This window comes from Streptomyces sp. 11x1 (assembly GCF_032598905.1).
Taxonomy (GTDB): domain Bacteria; phylum Actinomycetota; class Actinomycetes; order Streptomycetales; family Streptomycetaceae; genus Streptomyces.
Genome location: NZ_CP122458.1, coordinates 9,077,451 through 9,103,345 on the forward strand (window position 1 = coordinate 9,077,451; position 25,895 = coordinate 9,103,345).

Below are 25,895 nucleotides of genomic sequence, written 5' to 3' on the forward strand. Positions count from 1 at the left end.
AAGGTTTCGTCTAGCCGTTCCCCATATGAAGAACAAGGCGGTATCAGGTCGCCAGGAGCTGCCCATCAACCCGCTTTCTCAACAGGGAACGCCGGTGACCATGTAATACCGACGCGTAGCGGACGGCCTGTTCTCGTCGGCGCTTTTCACGAAACGCAACAGGTGGAAAGCGCGTGCTCATTCATGCCCGCTGAATGTGCCAGAAGCACGCCGAGTGAATAGTGTCGTAGGTGACCGCGTTCAGCCTAGCGTGCGCAGGTCGCGGCCGGGACGTTATCAGCGGCTCCACCGGGGCATCATCATTCGTGGACCCGAGACAGCAGTGGCCGGATCGTCGGCATGCCCATCCAAGGAGGGACCCCTAGATGGGAGAGAAGGTCGTGGCGGGGCCGTTCGGCCTCTCCGATCGCCAGCAGTACCGCGACAAGTTGAGGCAGTGCCTGGCGGGGCTGGCGCGGCTGCTGGAGGAGAAGCGGTTCGATCGTCCCAAGAACCTGATGGGTGTGGAGATCGAGCTGAACCTCGTCGACGGCGACGGGCTGCCCAGAATGATGAATGCGCAAGTGCTGGAGCGGATTGCGAGCCGAGATTTCCAAACAGAACTCGCCATGTTCAACCTGGAAGTCAACATTGCTCCACATCGGCTCGGCGGCCGGGTATTCGACCAGCTTTCCGAGGAGCTGCGCACCTCCCTCGCGTATGCCGACCGCAAGGCGATCGAAGTCGGCGCGGGAATCGTGATGATCGGCATTCTGCCGACCCTGGGCCGGGACGACCTGGTCTCCTCGAACCTCTCCGCGGGCGACCGCTACACCCTGCTCAACGATCAGATCGTCGCCGCCCGGGGCGAGGACTTCACCCTCGACATCGACGGGGTGGAGCGGCTCGTCTGCACCTCGAAGTCCATCGCGCCCGAAGCAGCCTGTACCTCGGTGCAGTTGCACCTCCAGGTCACCCCGGGCCGGTTCGCCGACGTGTGGAACGCCGCCCAGGCGGTCGCCGCCGCGCAGGTCGCCATCGGCGCCAACTCGCCGTTCCTGTTCGGGCACGAGCTGTGGCGCGAGTCGCGACCGCCGCTGTTCCAGCAGTCCACCGACACCCGGCCGCCCGAGTTGCAGGCCCAAGGGGTGCGGCCGCGCACCTGGTTCGGGGAGCGGTGGATCTCCTCGGCGTTCGACCTCTTCGAGGAGAACCTGCGCTTCTTCCCGGCTCTGCTGCCCATCTGCGACGAGGAGGACCCGATGGCCGTCCTCGACGCGGGCGGCGTGCCCTCTCTCGCCGAACTCACCCTGCACAACGGCACGATCTACCGCTGGAACCGGCCCGTCTACGGCATCGCCGACGGGGTCCCGCACCTGCGCGTGGAGAACCGGGTGCTGCCCGCAGGGCCGACCATCACGGACGTGATCGCCAACGCCGCCTTCTACTACGGCGTGGTACGCGCCCTCGCCGAGGAGTCGCGGCCGGTCTGGACACGGCTGCCGTTCGAGGCGGCCGCCGCCAACTTCGACGAGGCGTGCCGACACGGCATCGACGCGCGGCTGCAGTGGCCGCGCGGGCGCTACGGCGGGGTGGGGCCGGTGGACGCGGTGAACCTCGTACGGGACGAGCTGTTGCCGCTCGCCGAGGCGGGGCTGGACGCGTGGGGGGTCGAGCCGGTCGATCGCGACTTCTACCTCGGAGTGATCGAGGAGCGCTGCCGGCGCCGGGCCAACGGGGCGTCCTGGCAGGTCGAAACGTTCCACCGGGCTCTGGCCAAGGGGCTGGGCCGGGACGAGGCGCTGGCCGCCACGACACGGCGCTACGGCGAGCTGATGCACTCCGGGGAACCGGTCCACAGCTGGCCGGTCGGGCTGCCGGAGCCGGTGCCGCTGGGCTGAGAGCCTGCCTTCGCCGGGCCGCCGGCGGCCTCCCGGGCGTCGCGTCCGGTCGGCTGGGTCGCTGAGACCGGCCCTCTGCCGGGCGTCGCCTCCGTTCGGGTGGGCCGCTGAGAGGGGACGCCGACGGAATGTCGCGGACCGCCGCGGGTGATGATGGACCCTCGGCGGACCGGACAACGGGAGGCGTGGGTGCAGGGGCAGGTGGAGTCGGTGGAGGGCGCGGTACCGGAGGAGCGGCCGGGCCGACGGATTCTGAGGGACGAGACGCTCCTCGTGCTCGCGCTCTCGCTCGGCGCGAGCGGGGTGTCCGCGCTGATCAGCTTCATCGGATCGGTGACCGAACCCGGTGGGCTCAAGGACCAGGCGGCCACCATGAACGCCTCGGCCGCGCCGGGCCGACCGTGGCTCGACCTCGCGTGGCAGCTCTTCGGCATCACGACCGCCCTGGTGCCCGTCGCGTTGGTCGCGCACTTCCTGCTGCGTGAGGGCGCCGGGCTGCGGACCCTCGGCTTCGACCGGACGAAGCCGTGGCCCGATCTCGGCCGGGGTGCGGCGATCGCCGCGGTGATCGGCAGCACCGGGATCGCCTTCTACCTGGCGGCGCGCGGCCTCGGCTTCAACCTCACCGTGGTACCGGAGGCGCTGCCCGAGGTGTGGTGGAAGTACCCCGTGCTGATCCTCTCCGCGGTCCAGAACGCGATCCTCGAAGAGGTCATCGTGGTCGGGTATCTGTTGCGTCGGCTCCAGCAACTGGGCTGGTCGCCGGGGAGCGCGCTGGCCGCCAGCTCGGTGCTGCGCGGCTCGTACCACCTCTACCAGGGCATCGGCGGCTTCGTCGGCAACATGGTGATGGGCGTGGTGTTCGTCTATCTGTACCGGCGGTGGGGGCGAGTGGGCCCGCTGGTGGTGGCCCACTCGCTGCTCGACATCGGGGCGTTCGTGGGGTACGCGCTGCTGGCCGGGAAGGTGGACTGGCTGCCCACGCCTTGAGGGGAGTGCGGCCGGAGTGGGCGACGGCGGCGGGACCGACGCCCGCGCAGGTCGCCCGTCAGGCGAGGAGTTCGCCGTCGATGACCGTGACCGCGCGGCCGGAGAGCAGGGTGCGGTCGCCGCGGAGTCCCGTGCGGACGTGGCCGGAGCGGGGGGAGGCCTGGAGGCCGGTGAGATCCGGGCTGCCCAGGCGTGCGGACCAGAAGGGGGCGAGGGCGGTGTGGGCGCTGCCCGTGACCGGGTCCTCGTCGATGCCGATGTTCGGGAAGAAGCAGCGCGAGACGTAGTCGTGGCCGACGGCGGCGTCCTCGGCGCGGGCGGTGGCGATGATGCCGCGCTCGGAGTAGCGGCCGAGGGAACGCAGGTCGGGGGTCAGACCGAGGACCGTCTTCTCGTCGGCCAGCTCCAGCAGCAGGTCGCCCACCTGCGGGCCGGTGTCGAAGGCGCTCAACGGCTCGGCGCCGAGGGCCTCCGCGACGCCGTCCGGGACGGGGACCGGGGTGAGGGGCGCGGTCGGGAAGTCGAGGGTGAGCGAACCGTCCGGCTGGGGTGTGGCGATGAGGACGCCGCTGCGCGTGGCGAACCGAACCGGGCCCTCGTGGGTGTGGGTGCTGTTCAGGACGTGCGCCGTGGCCAGTGTGGCGTGGCCGCACATCGCCACCTCGGCGACCGGCGTGAACCAGCGCAGCGCCCAGTCGGCGTCGCCGCCGGCCGGGAGGGGGTGGGCGAACGCGGTCTCGGCGTGGTTGACCTCCTTGGCCACGTTCCGGAGCCAGGCGTCGTCCGGGAAGGCGTCGAGGAGGAGGACTCCGGCCGGGTTGCCGGAGAAGGGGCGGTCGGTGAAGGCGTCGACGATACGAATGCGCATGGGACGACGCTAGGCGGTTCGGGAAGCCACGGGCCAAGGCCAATTCCGGGACGGTGGACTGGGTGGGCCGGTTCTCATGGGCCACTTCGTGGTTCTCATTGGGCCACTTCGCCGGACGGTGGGCCGGCGGGCGGAGAAGGTACCTGGTGGACGGGATCAGCCTGGCAGCCAAGGCCCAGCCTGGCAGGCGAGGTCCGCGTGACAGACGAGGTCCGTCTAGACAGACAAGGTCCGCTCGGCAGACGGGGATCCGTCTGGCCGCCGTCGGGGGTCCGTCTAGTGGACGGAGAAGCCGCCGTCGACGAAGATCGTTTGCCCGGTGATGTAGCCGGCTGAGTGTCCGGACAGGAACACCGCGGCGCCGGCGAAGTCGTCAGGGAGACCGTTGCGGCCGGTCAGGGTGCGGGCGGCGAGCGCCGCCACCTGCTCCGGGTCGGACGACAGGCGGGCGTTGAGCGGGGTCGGGACGAAGCCGGGGACCAGGGTGTTGCAGGTGACGCCGTGCGGCGACCACTCCTCGGCCTGCGAGCGGGCGAGTGACTCCAGGGCGCCCTTGGAGACGCCGTACGCGCCGCTGCGGACGAACGCCCGGTGCGCCTGCTGCGAGGTGATGTGGATGATGCGTCCGTAGCCCCGCTCGGCCATGCCGGGCCCGAAGCGCTGGCCCAGCAGGAAGGGCGCGTCCAGGTTCACCGCCATGGTGGTGTCCCACACGTCTTCGCCCAGGTCGCTCAGCGGGGGACGGAGGTTGACGCCGGCGCTGTTGACGAGGATGTCGGGTTCGCCGAACGCCTCCGTCGCCTGCTCCGCCGCCGCGCGCACGCCTGCTCGCGTGCCGAGGTCGCCGCTCACCCAGGCCGCGCGGCAGCCGTCCGCCGTCAGCCGGTCGACCGTGGCCGCCAGTTCCGTCTCCCCGCGCGCGACGATCACCACGCTCGCCCCGGCCTGCGCGAGCGCCGTGGCGATGGCCTTGCCGATGCCGGAGCTGCCGCCTGTCACCACGGCTACCCGGCCGTCGAGGGAGAACAGTCGGGAGAGGTAACTGTCGGAGATCATTCCCGCACCCTAGGGGAGCGTCGGCGCCCGGCGGCTCGCGGGTGTGCCGGGATGGACCTGCCGACCCAGCCGGCCGCCCGAGCTACATCGAGGTCGGCGGGTGCGGGGAGCGGAGTACGAGCAGGGTGATCTCGCTGGGGGCGAAGACGCGGAAGGGCGGGCCCCAGAAGCCGGTGCCGCGACTGGTGTAGAGGAGGGTGCGGGTGCCGTGCCGACTGAGACCGGCGAGGGCGGGCTGGTCGAGGCGGACCAGGTGGTGGAAGGGCCATATCTGGCCGCCGTGGGTGTGGCCGGAGAGCTGGAGGTCGATGCCGGCTGCTGTCGCCCGGTCGATGAACTTGGGCTGGTGGGCCAGGAGCAGGACGGGCAGGTCGGGGTCGGCGCCGTCCAGGGCACCGGTGAGGTGGGCGCGGTGGCCTGCCAGGCCGGAGGATTCGGCGGTGACGTCGTCCACGCCGGCGACGACGAGGGTGTCGCCGCCCCGTTCGAGCAGCACGTGGCGGTTGCGCAGCGGTTCCCAGCCCAGCTCGTCCATCAGGTCGACCCAGCCCTGGGCCTCGCTGTAGTACTCGTGGTTGCCGGTGACGTACACGCGGGCATGGGTGGCCCGCACGGTGGCGAGTGGGGTGGCCTGGGCGCGGCGGCGCTCGGCCGTGCCGTCCGCGATGTCGCCGGTGTGGCAGACCAGGTCGGCTTCCAGGGTGTTCACCGTCTCGCACACTCGTGCCGACCAGCGGGCGCGGTCGAGCGGGCCGTAGTGGGTGTCGGTGATGAGGGCGACGCGCAGGCCGTCCAACCCCGCGCCCAGCCGAGGGAGTTGCACGTCGAGGCGGCGCACACGTGGCACCCGGCGGGCTTCGGCGTATCCCCAGGCGAGGAGTACGGCGGTGGTGCCGAGGACGGCCCAGGTGACGATGCGGGCCCGGTCCTGGCTCGCGCCGACGTCGGTCACGGTCAGGGCGAGCCGTAGGAAGAGGCCGAGCAGAACGGACCAGGTGAACAGAACCCAGCTGGCGCCGAGCAGGGTGTCGCCGATGATCGCCGCCCTGTCCTGCCGGCCTCGGCCGTGGCCGCGCGCCATCGCGAGCGGCATGCCGACGAGGCCGAGGACGAACAGCGCGGTGCCGACCGGCGTGACGGGGAGCGGCCAGTGCTGGCCGGCGTACAGGAGCACCCAGCAGGGCACGGTCCACAGGAGGACGGGGGCGATCAGCGGGAGACAGCGCATCAGGCGGTGCAGTCGGCCCTGCCGCGGAGCTCGCGCGTCGCTGTCGGCGGGTCGGGTGTTGCTGGTGTCGGTCACGCTTCCCCTCCCTGGCCATGCTGCTGTCTTGCGCAGGCTATCCGGTCGTCCTGTGCCCGAGGGTTGTCATGCGATCGGTTCCGATATATCGTTGAGGCATCGCGACAGATTCGCGACAGGTCAACGATGGATGGAGTGATGGCAATGCGTTCCCGTGGACAGGACTTCGGATTCGAGCATGGGCATGGGCGACGCGGTGGGGAGCGCCACCGCGGACGAGGTGACGGCGAGGCGCTGCGTGCCGCCTTCGGGCCGTTCGGGCCGGGCCATGGTGGTCCCGGGCCGTTCGGGCCCTTCGGTGGTGGCCCGTGGGGTGGACGCGGCCGAGGCGGACCCCGGGGAAGGGCACGGCGGGGCGATGTACGTGCCTCGATCCTGGCCCTCCTCAAGGACAGGCCCATGCACGGCTACGAGATGATCCAGGAGATCGCCGAGCGCAGCGGTGGGGCGTGGAAGCCCAGCCCCGGCTCGGTGTACCCCACCCTCCAGCTCTTGGAGGACGAGGGGCTGATCGCCAGCGCGACCGAGGGCGGCAAGAAGCTGTTCTCGCTCACCGAGGCTGGTCGCACCGCGGCCGAGGAGGGGCCCGAGGCTCCTTGGGAAGAGGCCTCGCGCGGGGTCGACTGGGAGGCGCTGAGCGAGATCCGGCAGGCCGGCTTCGGTCTGATGGAGGCATTCGGCCAGGTCTGGAAGACCGGCGACAAGGAACAGCGCGACAAGGCGCTGACGGTGATCAACGAAGCCCGCAAGAAGCTGTACCTGATCCTCGCCGACGAGGACTGACAGCGGTGAGTGGGTGAGATGAGGTACGGGAGCGCCCCCGGAGTGAACCGGGGGCGCTCTCGTGTGTGCCGGGCGGCGCGTGGGTGGTGGGGGTGCGTGGGTGGTGGGGGAGGGCTTCGGTCAGGCGACGAGTGCGCCCAGCTTGCGCAGGGACTCGTCGAGCGCGGCCGTGGCGGAGTCCTTGAGCTTGCCCGCCATCAGGGAGACCGCCGCGCCCGTGAACCGGCCGTCGACGCGGACCGTGGTGGCGTCGCCGTCGGGGGTGAGGGTGTAGCGCGTGGTGAGGTCCACGGCCATGGGGCCCTTGCCGCGGATGGCCAGGGTGCGCGCGGGTTCCAGCTCGGCGATGGTCCACTCGACCTCCGCCGGGAAGCCCATGAGCCTCAGGTTCTCCTGGAAGGTGCCACCTACTTCGAGGGTCCGCGGGCCGCCCTGCGGGAAGCCGGTGTGGGTCGTGTTCCACTCGCCGTACGCGGACCAGTCGACGAGCCGGGCCCAGACCTGCTCGGCGGGCGCCTCGATGCGTGCCTCCGCGCTGACATCAGCCATGCGACAACCCCTTCGTCTCGGACGGTGGTGTCGCGGAACGTAGTCCCGGGCCCCTGAACATTCAATACTGATGAACCGTCAGGGAAGGCAGGGGGCTTCCGGACGGTTCGGTGTCCCGGGAGCCTGGCGGATCTGCGCCGCGTCGAACAGGTCCCATGCGGGGGGTGTGGGGCGAGGAGGCGCGCGCCCCTGGGGCGTGATCGCCGCCATCTCATCCCCAGGGAGGAGAGGCGGGTCCTCCCTGCGCAACCTGTGTGGGACGCGGAGATGCTTCCTGTCGTGGATGACCCGAGGGTGGTGGGACTGATGGGGTGGAGGGCGTGCGACCCCCTATTCCCCGGCAGTCGGCCGTAGATCATGGTCCGGACCACGTGGAGATCGAGGGCAGGCTCACGGACGAGCTGACCTCGGTGATCGCCGCTGCGCGCAGACGGGCCCTCCGGGACGGGGACCGGCAGATCGACACCGCCCACCTGCTGCACACGCTCCTGGAGTCCGACCCCGACGTCCGCGCCCTCTTCGACGGACCGCAGGTCGCCCGGCTGCTCGGCTATCTGGTGCAGCGCAGCATCGGCTACGGACTGCGCTGGCGGATCGGGGTCGAGGACGCCGGAGTCGTCCCGGGTGCGCCGGGCACGCCCGGCTGGTCGCCGGTCGCGGCCCGCGCGATGGGGCAGGCGTACGACCGTGCCGTGCGGCGGGGTGAGCGGTCGGCCCACGGTGTGGACCTGCTCGCCGCGCTGGTCGCGACCACCGGATCGCGGGCCGTGGAGGTGCTGGCCACCGTGGGTGTCGACGTCGGGGCTGTGGCGCGGCGGGTCGTGCGGACGGGCGAGGCCCTCTGACCCCGGCTGTCTTCTGGGTGGCTGCGCTCGAGTCGGCCGCAGCCCGCCTGCGGTCCAGTCGGTGAGACAGGTGTCAACGGGGGTGACGCTCCTGTCGTCGGCTGTCATCATGTGCCGGTGCATACGTCTCAGAGGAGTCACGGACAACGCGGTCGGGGCGTCGGGCTGGTGCTCGCGCTCGGGTCCGCCGTCGCCTTCGGTGGATCGGGCACGGCGGCCAAACCACTCATCGAGGCGGGGCTCGAACCGTTGCACGTGGTGTGGCTGCGCGTCGTCGGCGCCGCGCTGGTGATGCTGCCGTTGGCCGTCCGGCACAGGGACCTGGTGCGGCGGCGGCCCGCGCTGCTCGTCGGTTTCGGACTGTTCGCCGTGGCCGGTGTGCAGGCCTTCTACTTCGCGTCGATCTCGCGTATCCCCGTCGGAGTCGCCCTGCTCGTGGAGTACCTCGGGCCGGCGCTCGTCCTCGGGTGGGTGCGATGCGTGCAGCGGCGGCCGGTGACCCGGGCGGCGGCGGTCGGGGTCGTCCTCGCGGTCGGCGGCCTCGCCTGCGTCGTCGAGATCTGGTCCGGGCTGAGCTTCGATCCGCTGGGGCTGCTGCTCGCGCTCGGCGCAGCCTGTTGTCAGGCCGGGTACTTCGTCCTGGCCGACCAGGGGAGCGAGGCCGGGGCCGAGGCGCCGGACCCGCTCGGTGTCATCGCCTACGGACTGCTGGTGGGGGCGGCCGTGCTCACGGTGGTGGCCCGCCCGTGGGGGATGGAGTGGGAGGTGCTCGGGGGCACCGCGCTGATGGACGGGACGGCCGTTCCGGCGTGGGTGCTGCTCGGGTGGGTGGTGCTGGTCGCCACGGTGCTCGCCTATGTGACCGGAGTGGTGGCCGTACGGCGGTTGTCTCCCCAGGTGGCCGGGGTGGTGGGATGCCTGGAGGCGGTGGTGGCGACCGTGCTCGCGTGGGTGCTGCTGGGTGAGCACCTGGGGGCGGCGCAGATCGTCGGCGGGCTGGTCGTGCTGGCCGGGGCGTATGTCGCGCAGCGGTCCGCGCCGGGCAGGAGGGCGCCGAGGAAGGTGGCGTCCGGTGGGGAAGGGGCAGGGGTCGGCATGTCGGTGGGTCGGGGGCGATGAGGTGGCCAGGGCCCGGTGACATGCGGCCGATGAGGCGGTTCGGGGCCTGAAGCCCGCGGGGGTGCGGGTCCATTGTGGTTGCTCGCGCAGTTCCCCGCGCCCCTTCGGGGCGCGGGTCAGGGGTGGGGGTTCGCCGGTGGCTACAGGGTCTTGAGGTAGGCCGGGAGTTCGGTGCCCGGGGCCAGGTCGGGGTCCGGGATCGGCGTTCCGTAGCCCTTGCGGAGGGGGACGACGCCGGCCCAGTGGGGGAGCGTGAGGTCCTCGGGCTCGTCGTTGACGCCGCCGGTGCGGGTCTTGGCCGAGACCTCGTTCAGGTCGAGGCGGATCACGGCCGTGGCCGCGAACTCCTTGCCGTTGGCGGGCCGGGAGTCCCGCGAGCGGCCCGGTACGACATGGTCGACCAGGGCGTCCAGGGCGATCCGGCGCTCCTCCGGGTCGGTCACCTGATGCGCGGTGCCGTGCACCACCACCGAGCGGTAGTTGATCGAGTGGTGGAAGGCGGAGCGGGCCAGGATCAGCGCGTCCACATGGGTGACCGTCAGGCACACCGGGAGGCCCGGGTCGGCCTGGCCCGTCATCCGCAGCGGGCGCGAGCCCGTCGAGCCGTGCACATAGAGCGTCTCGCCGACCCGGCCGTACAGCGTCGGCAGCACCACCGGGGCGCCGTCGCGGACGAAGCCGAGATGGCAGACGCACCCCTCGTCGAGTAGCGAGTGCACCAGCTCCCTGTCGTACGAGGCCTTCTGGGCGGCCCGGGTGGGGACGGTGCGCTCGCTGGGGGTGTAGGCGGCGGGCGGTGGTGTCGTCGGCCCCGGTGTCGTCGACCGCTGGGTCCCCGTCATTGCGCCCTCCATTGCACTAGTGCATAATTATATTTGTGCTAGGAGAATACCTGATCGCTGGTCGACGTGCGGTCGAGATTGCCGCGAGCGTCGAGCAGGCGGTGGCGGAGGGCGGGCTGGAGCCCGGACAACTGCTGCCGCCCATGAGGGAGTTGGCGGGCCGGCTCGGCGTGAATCCGAACACCGTCGCGGCCGCCTATCGCACGCTCCGTGAGCGTGGGGTCATCGAGACCTCGGGGCGCCGGGGCAGCCGTGTGCGGTCCCGGCCGGCGACGACGGGGCGCGAGTACATCCGGGTGGAGGTCCCCGAGGGTGCGCGGGACCTCGCCGTCGGCAATCCCGACCCCGCGCTGCTGCCGCGCCTGGCGGAGGCGTTCGAGGCCGCTGCCGAGCAGGGCGACCGTGAACCGGTCCTCTACGGGGCGGCGGCCGTGGAGCCCGAACTGGCCCGGATCGCGCGGGCCGACCTGGACGCCGACGGGGTGCCGGACGGGCCGGTCGCCGTCACCTCGGGGTCGCTCGACGCCATCGAACGGGTGCTGGCCGTCCACCTCAAGCCGGGGGACACCGTCGCCGTCGAGGACCCCGGGTGGGGAAGCGTGCTCGATCTGGTGCCGGCGCTCGGGCTGCGGGTCGTCCCGGTCGGCGTCGACGACGAGGGGCCGCTCCCCGACGACGTACGAGGGGCGCTGGAGGGCGGGGCGCGTGCCCTGATCGTCACCGACCGGGCGCAGAACCCGACCGGCGCGGCCGTGAGCGCCGCTCGCGCGCGTGCCCTGCGGTCCGTGCTGGCCCAGCATCCGGAGACCCTGCTCATCGAGGACGACCACGGCTACCGGATCGTCGACCAGTCCCTGCATCCGCTCGCCGGGGGCACCCGCAGCTGGGCCTTCGTGCGGTCGGTCGCCAAGGCGTACGGCCCCGACCTGCGGCTCGCCGTGCTCACCGGCGACGCGGTCACCGTTGACCGGGTGCGGGGCCGGCAGCGGCTGGGGCCCGGCTGGGTGAGCCTGCTGGTGCAGCGGGCCGTCGTCCGGCTGTGGTCCGGCGGTGCGGTGGACGCGGAGGCCGTGGCGGCGGCGTACGGGCGGCGGCGGGACGCGCTGATCGGTGCCCTCGCGCGGCGCGGGGTCGAGGCGCACGGGGTCAGCGGGATGAACGTGTGGATCCGGGTGCCGGACGAGACCGGCGCGGTCGCGCGGCTGCTGCACGCCGGCTGGGCCGTCGCGCCCGGGGCGCGCTTCCGGATGAGCGCCCCGCAGGGGATCCGGATCACCGTCTCCACCCTCACCGAGGAGGAGATCGGGAGGGTGGCGGACGCGGTGGCCTCGGCGATCGGGCCGGGGGCGGGAGCGGGATACGTATGAGGTCAGGTCACGGCGACCGGGACGTGAGCGGGGGGATGCGCATGACGGTACGTGTGCCGTCACATCAGTCGGAACGCCGACCGCGTACGTGTGATGGCACGGGCCGGGGACGTGGGCGCGGTGCGTCCGCCGGGACGCCCGCTCCCGCTGGATCAGGTGCGCGGTCTGGCCTGTGTCAGTGCCGCACCCGCCAGGACGATCGTCGCGCCGACCGGGGTCGACCAGGTCAGGGACTCGCCGAGGAGTGCGACGCCGGCGGCCGTGGCGATGACCGGGATGAAGTAGGTGACCATCTGGGCCGTCGTCGGGCCGACCTCGGAGACGAGCCCGTACTGGACGAGCATCGCGACCCCCGTGCCCAGGGTGCCCAGCGCGACGACCGCCAGCAGGGGCAGCACCGGGAAACTGCTCGGCATGCTCGTGAACACCGGGGTGACGAAGGCCAGTTGGGTGGTGGCCAGCAGTAGTTGGGCGCCGGTGAGGGAGAGGTGCGACGCGGTGGTGCCGGCCAGGGTGCGGCGGACGTAGATCCAGCCGACGGGATAGCTGAGGGAGGCCAGCAGCGCCAGCGCGGTGCCGGTGGCGTCCACGCCCTGAAAGCCCTGCCAGGCGCCGAGCACGGTGAGGACTCCGAGGAAGCCGAGGCCGAGACCGGCGACCCGCACCCGGGTGGGGCGGTCCTCGGAGAGCGCGACCAGGGAGAGGGCCATGCCCCACAGGGGTGAGGTCGCGTTGCAGATGCCCGCCAGCGTGGACGGGACGGTCAGCTCCGCGTAGGCGAACAGGGAGAACGGCAGGGCGTTGAGGAAGAAGGCGGCCACGGTCAGGTGACCCCAGGTGCGGGCGCCGCGCGGCAGCCGCTCCCGCCTCACCGCCATCGCCGCCGCGAGGACCAGGGTGCCGAACAGCAGCCGTCCCAAGGTGACCTGGAAGGGCGCGTACGCCTGTGTGCCCACCTTGATCAGGAGGAAGCTGAAGCCCCAGACGAGGGAGAGGAAGGCGAAGCGCAGCCGCCAGTCGACGGCGGCGCGGGAGCGGTCAGGGGCACGACCGGGGGCTCGGGTGGGCGTGGCGGTGGTCATGCGCACCACGATGGCGCCCGGTGATCTCGTAGCACAAGCGAGAATTGGTGAGTCGATTCTCGTAGTATCGCTTACATGTTGAACTTGGAGCGCCTGCGCACCCTCGACGCCCTCGCCCGGCACGGCTCGGTCAGCGGGGCGGCCGAGGGGCTGCATGTGACGACCTCGGCCGTCTCGCAGCAGATGGCCAAGCTGGAACGCGAGGTGGGTCAGCGGCTCCTCGCCAAGAACGGGCGGGGGGTGCGCCTCACCGACGCGGGGCGGCTGCTCGCCGAGCACGCCGCGCGCATCCTGTCGCAGGTCGAGCTGGCGCAGTCGGCACTGGAGGAACAGCGGGGACAGGTCGTCGGCGAACTTCGGCTGGCCGGCTTCCCGACGGCCGTCCGGGGCCTGTTTCCCGCCGTCTTCCGCGCGCTGCGCGAGGACCATCCCGCGCTGCGCGTGCGCTCACGGGAACTGGAACCCGAACTCGCCGTCAACGCCGTGATCCGGGGCGACGTCGACCTGGCCGTCGTGCTCGACTGGTACAACAAGCCGCTGCCCGTGCCCGCAGGGCTGGCCAGGGCCGCGATCCTCGACGACCCGGTGGAGGTGGCCCTGCACGAGGACCATCCGCTCGTCGCCCGGGACGAGATCGAACTGCGGGAGCTGGCCCAGGAGCCGTGGGTCGCCTGGCCCGAGGGCGAGTTCTGCCACGAATGGCTGCTCTACACGCTGCGGGCCAACGGCATCGAGCCCCACATCGCCCACCGCGCGGGTGAACACCACACGCAACTCGCCCTGGTCGCCGCAGGATTGGGTGTCTGCATCGCGCCCCGGCTCGGCCGGGACCCGATGCCGGCCGGGGTGCGGACCGTGCCGGTGCGCCACCGTGTCCACCGCAGCGTGTACGCGGTGTGGCGCTCGGACGCCGACCGGCGGCCGTCCATCAGGGCGGCGGTGGAGGCGCTGCGGACCGCGGGCGACGGGTGCGGAGCGGGCTGAACCGCGAGAGCGTCCGTCGGCCGAGGGGGCCGGTCACGGCGAGCCCAGTTTGCGGAAGTCCCAGGACGCGACGGCGTCCGGTGTCAGACGTAGCCAGGCGTGCCTGCCGTCGTGGGGCATCTCGTCGATGCCGAAGTTCTTCCGGGCGAACAGCCGCTCCACCTCGACGAGTTCGGGGACGGCCTCGCCCGTGCGCGGCACCTCGCCGACGAAATCGACGGTGCCGGACAGTTCGACGCCGCGCAGTTCGCCGTACTCCTCGCCCGCGTCGACCACGACGGCCACGCGCGGGTCGCGACGCAGCGCGGACCAGCGTTTGCTGCGGGTGATCGAGTAGAGCCAGAGTGCGGTGCCGTCCCAGACGAACCAGAGCGGGCTGATGTGCGGGGCGCCGTCGGACCCGACTGTCGCCACCCGGCAGGTGCGCTGCGTGCTCAGGAACGCGTCCAGTTCGGAGGGTTCCATCATGATCTTCCGGCCCCGGCGTTGGGTGACGGTCATGGAGTCTCTCTTTCTGACATGGCGTCAGAAGAGCATCGGTCGTCTTCCGTCCCTGCGCAAGGGGCGTTACGCTCCACCGCCCGATCGCCGGCGACAGGGGGAGCGTCATGCCCGCGTACGCGAGTGAGTCCGAGCGCCGACGGGAATTGGGCGGGCTCCTCGATCCCGCCACCACCGTTCTGCTGACCGTCGAGTGTCAGCAGGGTGTCGTGGGACCCGACGGCGCGCTGCCCGAACTCGCCCGGGAGGCCCGGTCGTCGGGGGTGCTCGCGCGTGTCGCCCGGTTGGTCACCGCGGCCCACGGGTGCGGGGCGCAGGTCCTGCACGCCGTCGCCGAGCGGCGGCCCGACGGCCGGGGGGCCAACCGCAACGCACGGCTGTTCCGCGCGGCGGAACGGCTGCCCGTACGGCAGTTGACGGGCAGTGAGGCCGTACAGGTCGCGCCGCCCATCGAGGTCGCCGAGGAGGACATGATCGTACGGCGGCTGCACGGGCTGTCCCCGCTGGCGGGCACCGACGTGGACGCGCTCCTGCGCAACCTGGGCTGCCGCACCCTGGTCGTCGCCGGCGTCTCGGCCAACGTGGCCGTGCCGAACGCGGTGTTCGACGCGGTCAACCTGGGCTACACGGTGGTCGTGCCCGGCGACGCCATCGCGGGGGTGCCTGCCGACTACACCCCCGCGATGATCCGTCACACCCTCGCGCTGGTCGCCACGGTCGCGACCACGGACGAGGTGGTGGAGTGCTTCGAGCGGCCAGTTGGCCGCGCGTCCGGCGAACGCTAGGCGAGGGTGATCGAGTCCCCGGACACGGTGACCTGCTTGGCCGGCAGCGCCTTCGTCGCCGGTCCGCTCTTCACACTGCCGTCCGCGATCGAGAAGTTGCTGTTGTGACAGGGGCAGTTGATCACGCCGTCGGCGATCGTCTTCACCGCACAGCCCTGATGGGTGCACACGGACGAGAACGCCTTGAACGTGCCCGCCTCGGGCTGGGTGACGACGACGCCCTCGCTCTCGAAGATCTTGCCGCCGCCCTCGGGGATGTCCGCGGTCTTCGCGATCTCCTTGCCGCCCGCGTCGCCGCCCGTGCTGCCGCCGGCCGTGTCGCCTCCCGTGCTGCCGCCGGAGTCGGCGTTCGAGTCGCCCCCGGCCCCGGCGCCGGACGAACTCGACGCCGACGCGTCGTCGTCCGATCCGCACGCGGTCAGCGCGACGGCGAGCCCCGCCACGCCGGCGGCCGCCATCACGGTGCGACGGCCCGGGATCGAAGCGGGTTTGGTCGTTTCGCTGGTCATGCTGACGATTCCTTCCGAGATGGCTGCGCGCTTTCGCCCATGAATACGGCGGGTCTGCGCTTGAACGTTCAGACAGGGTGCACATCTTGACCTGTCCGGGATCATGACGGCGTCAAAAGCAGCTGTCCGAAAGCTGTCGGTCGGCGGCGCCGCCGGACGCGGGGCGCACCCTGGGGCCGTCGGTACGCCGGCAGCCTGGGCCGATGCTCAAGGAAGTCAGCGCGACTTGCTACATCGCGCCGTTGCGGGAGTGCGGCTCGCTGCCCGGTCTCGTCGGGGGTGACGACCGCGGGACGTACGTCCTGTAGACACCCGGCCCGGCCTCACGCGGTTACCACGGTCACCCCTGGCTGATCCACCGCCTGGCCTACCGCCGCACCGGGCACAAGAACCTGCACGTTCGCGGCTACAAGGAAGTCGGCACCACCACGCCGTTTCGACATGGTCGTCGGCAACGACATGGACCGCTACCGGCTGGGCATCGACCGGCCCGAGGTCGCCGACTGGACCTGGGGCAGCTGACCGGAGCTGGTTCTGTCGCCTCGGTCACCCTGGGCCGGGGCGGCTCGCGTGACAGTCGCGGCAGCCTCCTCGCCCTAACACGAGGCACACCAGCACGGAAGGGGCAGCCGGACCCGGACGATGGCCCACTGCGCCCTCCCAGTGGTGGTGCACAGGACGGTTGTATGGAACCGGCGGAAAGGACCAGCCACAGACGCGGGGCAGCAGCCGTCATCTGTTCACCGCGCAATCAGGATCCGCGAGAAGCGGATGGTCCTTCCGCCGCTTTTCCTGCCCGACCATGTGCGGCAATCGGTCGGCCGCGCAGTGCCTCAGGCCACCCGGGCGGCGGGCCTGCGCAGAGGGCCGAACGGCCCCAGGGCAAAGGGGCCGGACGGTCGCGGTGACGGGTTCCTGGCGGCCCTGCCCCGGACCACGGTGGGCGACGAGCATCGTCGGTGGAGCCGAACGCGGAGATCCCACGGACGGTGTCGTGAACGAAGCGGAGGCAGTGATGACGGTGGCACCCCACGCAGAAGCGGCCGAGATCGGCGTGGACGCATCCGTGGAGGCGTGGCGCGGATTCGCCGGAACACGGTGGCAGGAGAGCGTCGACGTACGGGACTTCATCCAGGCCAACTACACGCCGTATGAAGGCGGCTCGGAGTTCCTGGCCGGCCCGACCGGGCGCACCCGCGCGGTCTGGGACAAGGTCAGCGCCCTGTTCCCCGTGGAGCGGGAGAGGGGCATCCTCGACGTCGACGCGGCCACCCCGTCCACCATCACCTCGCACGCGCCTGGGTACATCGACCGCGACCGTGAGCTGGTCGTCGGCCTGCAGACCGACGCGCCGCTCAAGCGGGCGATCATGCCGAACGGCGGCCTGAGGATGGTGGAGAACGGGCTGGCGGCGTACGGCTACAAGGCCGATCCGTTCGTGGCGGAGGTCTTCGGCACCTACCGCAAGACCCACAACGACGGCGTCTTCGACGCCTACACCCCCGAGATGCGCGCCGCCCGCAAGGCCGGGATCATCACCGGGCTGCCGGACGCGTACGGCCGCGGACGGATCATCGGTGACTACCGGCGTGTCGCCCTGTACGGCACCAACCGGCTGATCGAGGCCAAGTGGGCCGAGCGGGCGCTGCTGGACGCGCAACCCTCCAGCCCGGACGTCATCCGGGACCGTGAGGAGCTCGCCGAGCAGATTCGCGCGCTGGGGGAGCTGGCCGAGATGGCCGCCTCCTACGGCTGTGATGTCACCCGCCCCGCCGCCACCGCACATGAGGCGGTGCAGTGGCTCTACCTGGGCTTCCTGGCCGCGGTGAAGGAGCAGAACGGCGCCGCGATGTCGCTGGGACGAACCTCCACCTTCCTGGACGTCTACCTCCAGCGGGACCTGGACGAGGGCCGTATCGACGAGACCCGCGCCCAGGAGCTGATCGACGACTTCGTCATCAAGCTGCGGATCGTACGGTTCCTGCGCACCCCCGAGTACGACGCCCTCTTCTCCGGCGACCCCACCTGGGTGACGGAGTCCATCGGCGGCATCGGCGCCGACGACCGCCCGCTGGTGACGCGGACGTCCTTCCGCTTCCTGCAGACGCTGTACAACCTGGGCCCCGCCCCCGAGCCGAACCTCACCGTCCTGTGGTCTCCGCGGCTGCCCGAGGGCTTCAAGCGGTTCTGCGCCCAGGTCTCCATCGACACCAGCTCCATCCAGTACGAGTCCGACGAGCTGATGAGGCCGCGCACCGGTGACGACACGGCGATCGCCTGCTGTGTGTCCGCGATGGCGGTGGGCAAGCAGATGCAGTTCTTCGGCGCCCGGGTCAACCTTGCCAAGGCGTTGCTGTACGCGGTCAACGGCGGCCGGGACGAGATGACCGGCGAGCAGATCGCGCCGGAGATGCCCCCGCTGATGGGCGAGTACCTGAATTATGACGAGCTGTCGGCGGCGTACGACCGGGTGCTGGACTGGCTGGCGGCCACGTACGTCGACGCACTGAACGTCATCCACTACATGCACGACAAGTACGCCTACGAGCGGATCGAGATGGCGCTGCACGACTACCCCGTGCACCGTTTCATGGCGTGCGGCATCGCGGGTCTGTCGGTCGCCGTGGACAGCCTGTCGGCGGTCAAGCACGCGCGTGTGAAGGTCTTCAGGGACGCCACGGGCCTCGCCGTCGACTTCCGCACCGAGGGGGAGTTTCCCGCGTACGGCAACAACGACGACCGCGCCGACGACCTCGCCGTCGAGCTGGTGGAGTCGTTCATGGCGAAGGTGCGCAAGCACCCCACGTACCGGGGCGCCGAGCACACGCAGTCGGTGCTGACCATCACCTCGAATGTGGTGTATGGCAAGCACACGGGTAACACCCCGGACGGCCGGCGCGCGGGTGCCCCGTTCGCACCCGGCGCGAACCCGATGAACGGGCGCGACCGGCACGGCATGGTCGCCTCCGCGCTGTCGGTGGCGAAGCTCCCGTACGAGGCCGCCCGCGACGGCATTTCCCTCACGTCGACCGTCACGCCTGAGGGGCTCGGCCACGACCCGGCCGAGCGCGCCGCGAACCTGGCCGGCATCCTCGACGCCTACATGGCCTCCGGCGGCTTCCACATGAACGTCAACGTGCTGAACCGGGCGACGCTCGAGGACGCCGTGGAACACCCGGAGAAGTACCCGGAGTTGACGATCCGGGTCTCCGGCTACGCGGTCAACTTCGTCCGTCTGACCCGCGAGCAGCAGCTCGACGTGATCAGCCGCACCTTCCATGGGACGCTGTGAACACCGTGACGCAGCTCGCCGCCGGACAGGTCTCGGGACGGATCCACTCCTGGGACCTGTCCACCGGAGTCGACGGCCCAGGCACGCGGTTCGTGCTGTTCGTCAGCGGCTGTCCACTGCGCTGCCTGTACTGCGCCAACCCCGACACCTGGCACATGCGCGACGGACGCCAGGCCTCCGTCGACGAGGTGATGGCCGAGCTCGACAAGTACCGGACCTTCATCACCACGGCGGGCGGGGGAGTGACCCTCACGGGAGGCGAGCCCCTGCTCCAGCCGGCATTCACGGGCGCGGTGCTGCGCCGCTGCAAGGAGGCCGGCCTGCACACCGCTCTGGACACCTCCGGCTTCCTGGGCGCCCGCGCGACCGACGAACTGCTCGCCGACACCGATCTGGTCCTGCTCGACATCAAGTCCTTCGACGTCGCCACCTATCGAAAGCTCACCGGCGGCTCGCTCGCCCCCACCCTGAACTTCGCCACCCGACTGGACCGGTTGGGCATCCCGGTGCACGTTCGCTATGTGCTGGTCCCCGGTTGGACCGACGACCCGAAAGCCATCGACGGCCTGGGCGTGTTCCTGGCCGGGCTGAGCAACGTCGACCGGGTCGACGTCCTGCCCTTCCACAAACTCGGCGCCCACAAGTACGACGCCCTCGGGCTGCCCTTCCCCCTGCGCGACACCGCCACGCCCGCCCCGGAGCTGACCGAGCGCGTGCGTGAGCAGTTCCGGGAGCACGGGCTCCGGGCCCTGTGACCCTGGCGTGGTGCATCCCGGGCGGACAAGGGCGCCGGAGTCGCTGTAGGACGGGCCTCAACAACTGACCGCGATGGAGGTGGGGCCCTCCGGCCTGTCTCAGCGCCTGGCGACCGCGCCGCTCAGGAATCGGCACCTCGGCGCATGACGGCTCGGCTGGCGTGCACGAGTCGGCCGGTGGCGACGAATCGTGGCGCTGCCCAAAGCCGACCGAACGCGAACGCACCCAGTGATACTTCCAGCCGTACGTCGAGCACCTGCCGGTGGCCGACGGGATCTTCCCGACACACCCCAGCTGGTACAACCGCACACGTCGTCGATGCCGCGATTGCGCAGCTCCGACAACACTGCCGTCCAGGTCGTGGAGCTCTCGCCTGCGGCGCCGACCCACAGGCCGAGCACGTCCTTGCAGCCGTCCATGTCGACGCCGACGGCCACGTAGACCGGCCGGCCGACCACCGACCCGGAGCGGATCTTGATCGACCGTGCCGGCGTTGAGCACGTGGAGGGCTTCTGCACCCAGGAGGAGTATGCGAGATTCCTGGACCAGTGCCCGGTCTTCGAACGGATCGCTGATCCGTCTGGGTCAGGCGCTGATGGTCTCGTCCGCGGCGGTGAGCCGGATTCCCGTGACCAGGTCGGGGTGGATGCGGACTGCGTAGTCCATGGTCTGCTTCACCCAGGGATGAAGCAGCGCCTGGTAACGGGCCAGTTCGTGGGGGTCGGTGATCAGGCGGGCGTAGCCGGTGACGACCACGCTCCAGCCGAGGTGGGTGTCCGCGTCGATGGCGTCGGCCTCGTAGGCGACGACGACGCCTGAGCTGTTCGCATGGCGGGTGTGCGCGGTGATCACCGAGCCTTCGTGGGTGCGGATGATGATGTCGCCGTCGTCGAGGATGTGGTTGACCGGCCGGATCGTGGGGAGCGCCTGCTGGGTGAAGACGATCCTGCCCAGGGAGACGCTGCCCAGGAGGCGCAGGGCCTCGGCGCTGTCGAGTCCCACGCTGTGCCGTGGACCGACGGTGAAGGGCAGGGCGTTGTTGGTGGTCATGGTGGGTTTCCGTAGGTTTGGTCGCTCACTGCGCGGGTGCTTCGGTGGGAGCGCCGTTGCCGTGACGGCGCTGGTCGCCGCCGGGCCAGTACCGCATCTGCGTGTCCCTTCGAAGATCGGTGGCATGAGACCCGCCGAGGTCTCGGGGTGGAGCCCGGTGGACGGTTGGTCACGGGCGGGAGTGGATCAGGCCATTTGAATGCGGGCAGTGAGGGGTGCGGTAGGGCCGAACGGCCCTACCGCACCCCGGTCGGCCTATGCGCTGGGAGCGTCCTTCTGGCCGTAGTAGGCCGTGCGCATGAGTTCCTGCATGTCGTCGAGCATCGGCATCCGTGGATTGGCGGGTGCGCACTGGTCCTCGTAGGCGTTCAGGGCCTGCTGGGGCAGGGCGTCGAGGAACGCGCGCTCGTCGACGGCGAGGGCGCTGAACGACGGCTCGATGCCCACGCTGTCACGCAGGCGTTCCACGGCCGAGGCCAGCGACTCCACGCCCTCCTGAGGCGTGGCGGCGGGCAGACCGAGGGTGCGGGCGATGTCCTGGAAGCGTTCGGGGGCGCGGTAGTGCTCGTACTTGGGCCAGCCGGTGAGCTTCGTGGGGACGGTGCCGTTGTAGCGGATGACGTGCGGCAGCAGGACGGCGTTGGTGCGGCCGTGGGCGACGTGGAAGGTGGCGCCGAGGGTGTGGGACATGGCGTGGACGATGCCGAGGAAGGCGTTGCCGAAGGCCATGCCCGCGATGGTGCCGGCGTTGTGCATCTTCTCCCGGGCCTGGGGACTTCCCGCGCCGTCGTTCACGGAGGCCGCGATGTTGTCGAAGATGAGGCGGATCGCGTGGAGCGCCAGGCCGTCGGTGAAGTCGTTGGCGTAGACGGACACGTACGCCTCGATGGCGTGGGTGAGGGCGTCGAAGCCGCTGTCGGCGGCGAGCGCGGGCGGCAGTTCGGTGGTGAGCAGCGGGTCGACGATGGCCACGCTGGGGGTGAGCGCGTAGTCGGCGAGTGGGTACTTCTTGCCGGTGGCCGGGTCGGAGATGACGGCGAAGGGGGTGACCTCGGCGCCGGTTCCGGACGTGGTGGGCACGCACACCAGGCGGGCGAGCTTGCCCAGGACGGGGAAGCGGAAGGCGCGCTTGCGGATGTCGGAGAACTTGTGCCGCATGTCGGCGAAGTCGACGTCCTTGCCGTCGGCCTGCTGCTCGTACAGCAGCCACATCACCTTGGCCGCGTCCATCGGCGAGCCGCCGCCCAGCGCGATGATCGTGTCCGGTCGGAAGTCGCCCATGAGGCGGGCACCGCGCCGGACGGAGTCGATGCTCGGTTCGGGTTCGACGTTGTCGATGATCTGCACGGTGACCGGCTCGCGGCGGCGCTGCAGGATGCGGGTGACGCGGTCGACGAAGCCGAGGCGGGTCATGGTGGCGTCGGTGACGACGGTGACGCGGTGGACGTCCGGCATGGACTGCAGGTAGCGCAGGGCCTGCGGCTCGAAGTAGATCTTCGGTGGGACCTTGAACCACTGGAGGTTGTTGCGACGGGTGGAGACCCGCTTGATGTTGAGCAGTTGGGCGGCGGAGACGTTGTTGGACACCGAGGTGCTGCCCCAGGAGCCGCAGCCGAGCGTCAGCGACGGCAGCAGGCTGTTGTAGATGCCGCCGATGGCGCCCTGCGAGGACGGGGAGTTGACGATGACGCGCACCGTCTTGATGCGGCGGCCGTACGCCTCCGCGAGCGCGGGATCCTCGGTGTGGATGACGGCGCTGTGGCCCTGGCCGTGGAAGGCGACCATGTCCGCGGCGAGGTCGAAGCCCTGTTGTTCGGAACCGGCGCGCAGCACGGCGAGCACGGGGCAGAGCTTCTCGCGGGTCAGCGGCTCGTCCGGGCCGACCCGCTCGGCCTCGACCAGGATGAGCGAGGTGTCGGCGGGCACGGTGAACCCGGCCTGTTCCGCGATCCAGGCGGGGCTCTGCCCCACGGCCGCGGAGTTGACCTTGGGCTCGCAGCCGCTGCCGGCCGCCTTGCCGGTCGGGAAGAGGAAGACCTCCAGCTTCGCCTTCTCCTCGGCGGTCGCCAGGTGGGCGTGCAGGGTGCGGAACTCGGCGAGGGCGGCGTCGTAGATCTCGTCGTCGAGGATGACGGCCTGCTCGGAGGCGCAGATCATCCCGTTGTCGAACGACTTCGACAGCACCAGGTCGTTGACGGCCCGGCGCAGCTTCGCGCTCTTGTGCACGTAGGCGGGGACGTTGCCGGCGCCCACGCCGAGAGCGGGCTTTCCCGCCGAGTACGCGGCCTTGACCATGGCGTTGCCGCCGGTGGCGAGGATGAGGGAGATGCCGGGGTGGTGCATCAGGGTGCGCGTGGCCTCGATGGACGGGGTCTCGATCCACTGGATGCAGTGCTCGGGCGCACCGGCGGCGACGGCGGCGTCGCGCACGACGCGGGCCGCTTCGGCGCTGCACCGCTGGGCGGAGGGGTGGAAGGCGAAGACGACCGGGTTGCGGGTCTTCAGCGCCATCAGCGCCTTGAAGATCGTGGTGGAGGTCGGATTGGTGACCGGGGTGACCGCGGCGATCACGCCGACCGGTTCGGCGATCTCCACCAGGTCCTCCACGTCGTCGCGGGCGATCACGCCGACGGTCTTCATGTGGCCCATGCTGTGCGTGACGTGCTCACACGCGAACATGTTCTTGGCCGCCTTGTCCTCGAACAGGCCGCGTCCGGTCTCCTCCACTGCGAGCCGTGCCAGCGCGGTGTGCCGGTCCAGAGCGGCGACCGAGGCCTTCCTGACGATGTGGTCGACCTGCTCCTGGTCGAGCTCCTCGTAGTCGGTGAGCGCCTTCGACCCGGCCGTCACCAACCGGTCCACCGCGATGGTGGTGTCGGACGGAGCCTCGGTGAGAGGAGTCGTGGTCGTGGTCCCGGCTTCCTGTCGGGTCATGGGAGTGCGCCTCCGGTACGTCGGTGCCGCCGGAGGTGATCCGGCGGGGCGGTACGGGAGCGGCACCGCGAGCAATGCCGGTGCCGCTCCGAATCCACTGTCGTCCGCGGTGCGGCCCGGCCGCAGACGCCGTTGGTCCTTTCCTCCGCCCGTCCGGCCCGCTCGGGGAGGGCCGGACGGCCCTCTCGGGCAACGGGACCTCACGCGGGCGGTTCCTGAGCGGGTTCGTCAATGGGGCGCGGCTCGGCCGGGTGGCAGTCGTCGACGCTGTAGGTCAGGCCGTTGACCACTCCGACGGCCCCCTCGACCCGCCACGCCGATCGGATCGCCAGGGTGATGTCGCTCCGGCGATCCAGGCGACCCTTCAGCGTGACCACGCCGTCCCGGACGAACACGGTGACCGCGTCGGAGGACAGGCCGAGGGCGCCGACCAGAACCTCGTCGATCACCTGCCGGCGGATCTCCTCGTCCGTGCGCAGGAAGACACGCAGAAGGTCGCGGCGGGTGGCGATGCCGATGAGACGGTCCTCCTCGTCCACCACGGGAAGCCGCTCGATGTGGTGACGCTCCATCATCCGGGCGGCCTCCGGGACCAGTTGCTCCGGATGCACCGTGACCGCGGGTGAGGACATCAGCTCCGCCGCGACGAGTCCCGGGGCACCACCCGCCGGGACGCGCACCGGACGACTCAGGCCCGGCAGGCGGATCCGCCGGTCGGCGCGGTCCGCCTGCCCGCGGACGAGGTCGGTCGCAGAGATCACCCCGACCACCTTGTCGTCCGTGTCGACGACGGGCAGTCCGCCGATCCGGTGCCGGTTCAGCAGCCGTACGAGGTCCTTGAACGCCGTCTGCCGATGTGCCTGGATGACCTCACGGGTCATCACCTCTCCGACGGTGTGGGTCTTCACGCCGCCCTCCTTCTCTCTCCGGGGCCCCTGGACGGGCCGGGTGCGGGAGGGCGAACCCCGCCGCACCCGGCTCCAGGCCCCTACTCCTGCCGTCCGTCCGTCGGGCCGCCGCGCCAGGCCGGCGGCGTGGCCGACTTGCGGGCCGCGTCCCCGCGGTGCACGACCCGCTCCACCTGGCCACGCAGCCGGTCGTGAAGCCGGTCCGCGAGCTCATGGGCGGTGGCCTCCTCGGCGTGGACGACCACGAGGTCGCGGCCCACCCGGATCTCGGCCCGTGCCGTCCAAAGGCGCCTGGCCTGGTGCGCCGTGGCCTTCTCGATCCGCACCTCGCCGCTCACGGGCGGCAGTCCCGACCGGCCGAGGACCGCGTCGACCTTGGTGCGGGCGTAGGCGAGCGCCTGCTCGTCCACGTCGCCCGTGCCTCGGACCCGTACGGTGGTGGGGGTCTGCTGGATGTCGGTGTCCCTGACGGTCATCTGTTCCACTCCTTGTGATCGTTCCGCGGCTCCAGCCTGATGCGAGCCCCCGCCCCGGTCCCAGGGCCACCCGGCCCCGGAAACCGGGACCGTGGGGCCCCGTCACCCGCTGCCGGCCGACGCCCCTGTTCCTCGACGACTTCGACCGGCGGCAGCGCGTACTCGGGGAAACAGGGGCCGACCGGCCCTGGGCATACGGCCCCGAACCGGGAAGGATCTCCAACGAGACGGCCCATCGCGTTCCACGCCGACACCGGCGCGGAACGCGGCATACGCAGAACAGGAGCATTTGATGGCGGACGGCGAGCAGCCCGGCCACGACAACCCGATCCGGGTCTTCCTGATGGACGACCACGAGGTGGTACGGCGCGGGGTGCACGACCTGCTGAACGACGAACCGGACATCACCGTGGTCGGCGAGGCCGCCACGGCGGAGCAGGCCCTTGTCCGCGTCCCCGCTCTGCGCCCGCAGGTCGCGGTCCTCGACGTGCGCCTGCCGGACGGCGACGGTGTCACGGTGTGCCGGGAGCTGCGTTCGCGCATGCCGGACCTGGCCTGCCTGATGCTGACCTCGTTCGACGACGAGGAGGCGCTGCTGGACTCGATCATGGCGGGCGCATCCGGTTACGTACTGAAGCAGATCCAGGGCTCCGACCTGGTGGCGGCCGTGCGCACGGTGGCCCGGGGCCAGTCGCTGCTGGACCCGAGCGCCACCACCAAGCTGATGGCCAGGCTGCGCGGCGGACAGCAGAAGGAGGAGGAGCCGGACGCCCTGCCGGGTCTGACCGACCGGGAGCGGGAGATCCTGGCCCTGATCGGCGAGGGACTGACCAACCGACAGATCGGTCAGCGCCTGTTCCTGGCCGAGAAGACGGTGAAGAACCACATTTCCCGTCTGCTTGCCAAGCTCGGCGTGGAGCGGCGCATCCAGGCCGCCGTGCTCGCCACCGAAGCCCGGGACCGGCTGCGGCAGGAAAGCCGCTGACGCGACGCGCGACGCGACAGCCGGCGCCGGG

General features: G+C 71.1%; 24 protein-coding genes and 2 pseudogenes. 13 read left to right on the forward strand and 13 right to left on the reverse strand.

The window, feature by feature from the left end; translation table 11 throughout:
* Positions 1–365: 365 nt before the first annotated feature.
* Together P8T65_RS39915 and P8T65_RS39920 are read left to right on the forward strand one after the other, a co-directional pair.
* A complete protein-coding gene (locus tag P8T65_RS39915) occupies positions 366–1,880 on the forward strand; it encodes a glutamate--cysteine ligase (RefSeq protein WP_316730261.1) in 1,515 nt (504 codons plus the stop codon).
* A gap of 189 nt (positions 1,881–2,069) precedes the next feature.
* Positions 2,070–2,870 (forward strand): CPBP family intramembrane glutamic endopeptidase, encoded by an 801-nt coding sequence (locus P8T65_RS39920; protein ID WP_399102133.1) that lies wholly within the window; start codon positions 2,070–2,072, stop codon positions 2,868–2,870.
* A 58-nt stretch (positions 2,871–2,928) separates the two neighbouring features.
* On the opposite strand, the gene P8T65_RS39925 is transcribed toward P8T65_RS39920, so the two are convergent.
* From P8T65_RS39925 to P8T65_RS39935, 3 genes are all read right to left on the reverse strand, one after another.
* Complete coding sequence (locus P8T65_RS39925) at positions 2,929–3,738, reverse strand: PhzF family phenazine biosynthesis protein (protein ID WP_316730262.1); 810 nt, start codon at positions 3,736–3,738, stop codon at positions 2,929–2,931.
* A 276-nt stretch (positions 3,739–4,014) separates the two neighbouring features.
* Positions 4,015–4,794 (reverse strand): SDR family oxidoreductase, encoded by a 780-nt coding sequence (locus P8T65_RS39930; protein ID WP_316730263.1) that lies wholly within the window; start codon positions 4,792–4,794, stop codon positions 4,015–4,017.
* Positions 4,795–4,876: 82 nt separating this feature from the next.
* Entirely contained in the window at positions 4,877–6,097 is a 1,221-nt protein-coding gene (locus P8T65_RS39935) for a metallophosphoesterase (protein ID WP_316730264.1), read from the reverse strand.
* A gap of 144 nt (positions 6,098–6,241) precedes the next feature.
* On the opposite strand from P8T65_RS39935, the gene P8T65_RS39940 reads away from it, so the two are divergent.
* Positions 6,242–6,880 carry a PadR family transcriptional regulator gene (locus P8T65_RS39940; RefSeq protein WP_399102138.1) on the forward strand — a complete coding sequence of 213 codons (639 nt, stop codon included), beginning with the start codon at positions 6,242–6,244 and terminating at the stop codon, positions 6,878–6,880.
* A gap of 120 nt (positions 6,881–7,000) precedes the next feature.
* Here P8T65_RS39940 and P8T65_RS39945 read toward each other — a convergent pair whose 3' ends face one another.
* A complete protein-coding gene (locus P8T65_RS39945) occupies positions 7,001–7,429 on the reverse strand; it encodes an SRPBCC family protein (RefSeq protein ID WP_184896585.1) in 429 nt (142 codons plus the stop codon).
* A 320-nt stretch (positions 7,430–7,749) separates the two neighbouring features.
* Between P8T65_RS39945 and P8T65_RS39950 the strand changes: the two genes are divergently transcribed.
* Positions 7,750–8,274 carry a Clp protease N-terminal domain-containing protein gene (locus tag P8T65_RS39950; protein WP_316730267.1) on the forward strand — a complete coding sequence of 175 codons (525 nt, stop codon included), beginning with the start codon at positions 7,750–7,752 and terminating at the stop codon, positions 8,272–8,274.
* A 111-nt stretch (positions 8,275–8,385) separates the two neighbouring features.
* Positions 8,386–9,393: an EamA family transporter gene (locus P8T65_RS39955; protein WP_316730269.1), complete on the forward strand. Its 1,008-nt coding sequence runs from the start codon at positions 8,386–8,388 to the stop codon at positions 9,391–9,393.
* A 140-nt stretch (positions 9,394–9,533) separates the two neighbouring features.
* Here the strand turns inward: P8T65_RS39955 and P8T65_RS39960 are convergent, their stop codons facing one another.
* Positions 9,534–10,235 (reverse strand): pyridoxamine 5'-phosphate oxidase family protein, encoded by a 702-nt coding sequence (locus P8T65_RS39960; RefSeq protein ID WP_316730271.1) that lies wholly within the window; start codon positions 10,233–10,235, stop codon positions 9,534–9,536.
* A 35-nt stretch (positions 10,236–10,270) separates the two neighbouring features.
* On the opposite strand from P8T65_RS39960, the gene P8T65_RS39965 reads away from it, so the two are divergent.
* Positions 10,271–11,602, forward strand: coding sequence for an aminotransferase class I/II-fold pyridoxal phosphate-dependent enzyme (locus tag P8T65_RS39965; RefSeq protein WP_316730272.1), 1,332 nt, complete (start codon positions 10,271–10,273; stop codon positions 11,600–11,602).
* A gap of 152 nt (positions 11,603–11,754) precedes the next feature.
* Here P8T65_RS39965 and P8T65_RS39970 read toward each other — a convergent pair whose 3' ends face one another.
* Entirely contained in the window at positions 11,755–12,684 is a 930-nt protein-coding gene (locus tag P8T65_RS39970) for a DMT family transporter (RefSeq protein WP_316730273.1), read from the reverse strand.
* Positions 12,685–12,759: 75 nt separating this feature from the next.
* On the opposite strand from P8T65_RS39970, the gene P8T65_RS39975 reads away from it, so the two are divergent.
* Positions 12,760–13,668 (forward strand): LysR family transcriptional regulator, encoded by a 909-nt coding sequence (locus P8T65_RS39975; RefSeq protein ID WP_316730274.1) that lies wholly within the window; start codon positions 12,760–12,762, stop codon positions 13,666–13,668.
* 33 nt (positions 13,669–13,701) lie between these two features.
* Here P8T65_RS39975 and P8T65_RS39980 read toward each other — a convergent pair whose 3' ends face one another.
* Complete coding sequence (locus tag P8T65_RS39980) at positions 13,702–14,169, reverse strand: pyridoxamine 5'-phosphate oxidase family protein (RefSeq protein WP_316730275.1); 468 nt, start codon at positions 14,167–14,169, stop codon at positions 13,702–13,704.
* A gap of 107 nt (positions 14,170–14,276) precedes the next feature.
* Here P8T65_RS39980 and P8T65_RS39985 point away from each other — a divergent pair, with 107 nt between their 5' ends.
* The gene (locus tag P8T65_RS39985; protein WP_316730277.1) at positions 14,277–14,954 is read left to right on the forward strand and encodes a cysteine hydrolase; all 678 of its coding nucleotides are present in this window, start codon (positions 14,277–14,279) and stop codon (positions 14,952–14,954) included.
* On the opposite strand, the gene P8T65_RS39990 is transcribed toward P8T65_RS39985, so the two are convergent.
* Positions 14,951–15,463: a Rieske (2Fe-2S) protein gene (locus P8T65_RS39990; protein ID WP_316730278.1), complete on the reverse strand. Its 513-nt coding sequence runs from the start codon at positions 15,461–15,463 to the stop codon at positions 14,951–14,953. The two genes, P8T65_RS39985 and P8T65_RS39990, sit on opposite strands and share 4 nt — an antisense overlap.
* 317 nt (positions 15,464–15,780) lie before the next feature.
* Here P8T65_RS39990 and P8T65_RS39995 point away from each other — a divergent pair.
* From P8T65_RS39995 to pflA, 3 genes and pseudogenes are all read left to right on the forward strand, one after another.
* Positions 15,781–15,985, forward strand: a pseudogene (locus P8T65_RS39995) (hypothetical protein); the annotation flags it as partial.
* Positions 15,986–16,478: 493 nt separating this feature from the next.
* Positions 16,479–18,755, forward strand: a complete 2,277-nt coding sequence (gene pflB, locus P8T65_RS40000; protein WP_316730279.1) for a formate C-acetyltransferase — start codon at positions 16,479–16,481, stop codon at positions 18,753–18,755.
* Positions 18,752–19,510: a pyruvate formate-lyase-activating protein gene (gene pflA, locus P8T65_RS40005; protein WP_316730281.1), complete on the forward strand. Its 759-nt coding sequence runs from the start codon at positions 18,752–18,754 to the stop codon at positions 19,508–19,510. Before pflB ends, pflA begins: the two co-directional genes overlap by 4 nt.
* 99 nt (positions 19,511–19,609) lie before the next feature.
* Here the strand turns inward: pflA and P8T65_RS47505 are convergent, their stop codons facing one another.
* Positions 19,610–20,029, reverse strand: coding sequence for a transposase (locus tag P8T65_RS47505; RefSeq protein ID WP_399102150.1), 420 nt, complete (start codon positions 20,027–20,029; stop codon positions 19,610–19,612).
* On the opposite strand from P8T65_RS47505, the pseudogene P8T65_RS40015 reads away from it, so the two are divergent.
* Positions 19,977–20,096, forward strand: a pseudogene (locus tag P8T65_RS40015) (polyphosphate kinase 2); the annotation flags it as partial. The gene P8T65_RS47505 and the pseudogene P8T65_RS40015 sit on opposite strands and share 53 nt — an antisense overlap.
* On the opposite strand, the gene P8T65_RS40020 reads toward P8T65_RS40015, so the two are convergent.
* The 4 genes from P8T65_RS40020 to P8T65_RS40035 all read right to left on the reverse strand — a co-directional run bounded on the left by P8T65_RS40020 (position 20,097) and on the right by P8T65_RS40035 (position 24,879).
* Positions 20,097–20,561 (reverse strand): pyridoxamine 5'-phosphate oxidase family protein, encoded by a 465-nt coding sequence (locus P8T65_RS40020; protein ID WP_316730282.1) that lies wholly within the window; start codon positions 20,559–20,561, stop codon positions 20,097–20,099.
* A 255-nt stretch (positions 20,562–20,816) separates the two neighbouring features.
* Positions 20,817–23,495: a bifunctional acetaldehyde-CoA/alcohol dehydrogenase gene (gene adhE, locus P8T65_RS40025; RefSeq protein ID WP_316730283.1), complete on the reverse strand. Its 2,679-nt coding sequence runs from the start codon at positions 23,493–23,495 to the stop codon at positions 20,817–20,819.
* Between the two features lie 200 nt (positions 23,496–23,695).
* Positions 23,696–24,403: a CBS domain-containing protein gene (locus tag P8T65_RS40030; RefSeq protein WP_316730285.1), complete on the reverse strand. Its 708-nt coding sequence runs from the start codon at positions 24,401–24,403 to the stop codon at positions 23,696–23,698.
* An 80-nt stretch (positions 24,404–24,483) separates the two neighbouring features.
* The gene (locus P8T65_RS40035; RefSeq protein ID WP_316730286.1) at positions 24,484–24,879 is read right to left on the reverse strand and encodes a hypothetical protein; all 396 of its coding nucleotides are present in this window, start codon (positions 24,877–24,879) and stop codon (positions 24,484–24,486) included.
* A gap of 292 nt (positions 24,880–25,171) precedes the next feature.
* Here P8T65_RS40035 and P8T65_RS40040 point away from each other — a divergent pair, with 292 nt between their 5' ends.
* The gene (locus P8T65_RS40040; protein WP_316730287.1) at positions 25,172–25,864 is read left to right on the forward strand and encodes a response regulator transcription factor; all 693 of its coding nucleotides are present in this window, start codon (positions 25,172–25,174) and stop codon (positions 25,862–25,864) included.
* Positions 25,865–25,895: the final 31 nt, after the last annotated feature.

Excerpts from the sequence above, each read along its gene's own strand:
- P8T65_RS39970 (WP_316730273.1), bottom strand. The coding sequence starts at position 12,684 with ATGACCACCGCCACGCCCACCCGAGCCCCCGGTCGTGCCCCTGACCGC.
- P8T65_RS40040 (WP_316730287.1), top strand. The coding sequence starts at position 25,172 with ATGGCGGACGGCGAGCAGCCCGGCCACGACAACCCGATCCGGGTCTTC.
- P8T65_RS39915 (WP_316730261.1), top strand. The coding sequence starts at position 366 with ATGGGAGAGAAGGTCGTGGCGGGGCCGTTCGGCCTCTCCGATCGCCAG.
- P8T65_RS39990 (WP_316730278.1), bottom strand. The coding sequence starts at position 15,463 with ATGACCAGCGAAACGACCAAACCCGCTTCGATCCCGGGCCGTCGCACC.
- P8T65_RS40020 (WP_316730282.1), bottom strand. The coding sequence starts at position 20,561 with ATGACCACCAACAACGCCCTGCCCTTCACCGTCGGTCCACGGCACAGC.
- adhE (WP_316730283.1), bottom strand. The coding sequence starts at position 23,495 with ATGACCCGACAGGAAGCCGGGACCACGACCACGACTCCTCTCACCGAG.
- P8T65_RS39940 (WP_399102138.1), top strand. The coding sequence starts at position 6,242 with ATGCGTTCCCGTGGACAGGACTTCGGATTCGAGCATGGGCATGGGCGA.
- P8T65_RS40035 (WP_316730286.1), bottom strand. The coding sequence starts at position 24,879 with ATGACCGTCAGGGACACCGACATCCAGCAGACCCCCACCACCGTACGG.
- P8T65_RS39980 (WP_316730275.1), bottom strand. The coding sequence starts at position 14,169 with ATGACCGTCACCCAACGCCGGGGCCGGAAGATCATGATGGAACCCTCC.
- P8T65_RS39960 (WP_316730271.1), bottom strand. The coding sequence starts at position 10,235 with ATGACGGGGACCCAGCGGTCGACGACACCGGGGCCGACGACACCACCG.
- P8T65_RS39925 (WP_316730262.1), bottom strand. The coding sequence starts at position 3,738 with ATGCGCATTCGTATCGTCGACGCCTTCACCGACCGCCCCTTCTCCGGC.
- P8T65_RS39975 (WP_316730274.1), top strand. The coding sequence starts at position 12,760 with ATGTTGAACTTGGAGCGCCTGCGCACCCTCGACGCCCTCGCCCGGCAC.
- pflB (WP_316730279.1), top strand. The coding sequence starts at position 16,479 with ATGACGGTGGCACCCCACGCAGAAGCGGCCGAGATCGGCGTGGACGCA.
- P8T65_RS39945 (WP_184896585.1), bottom strand. The coding sequence starts at position 7,429 with ATGGCTGATGTCAGCGCGGAGGCACGCATCGAGGCGCCCGCCGAGCAG.
- P8T65_RS39930 (WP_316730263.1), bottom strand. The coding sequence starts at position 4,794 with ATGATCTCCGACAGTTACCTCTCCCGACTGTTCTCCCTCGACGGCCGG.
- P8T65_RS39985 (WP_316730277.1), top strand. The coding sequence starts at position 14,277 with ATGCCCGCGTACGCGAGTGAGTCCGAGCGCCGACGGGAATTGGGCGGG.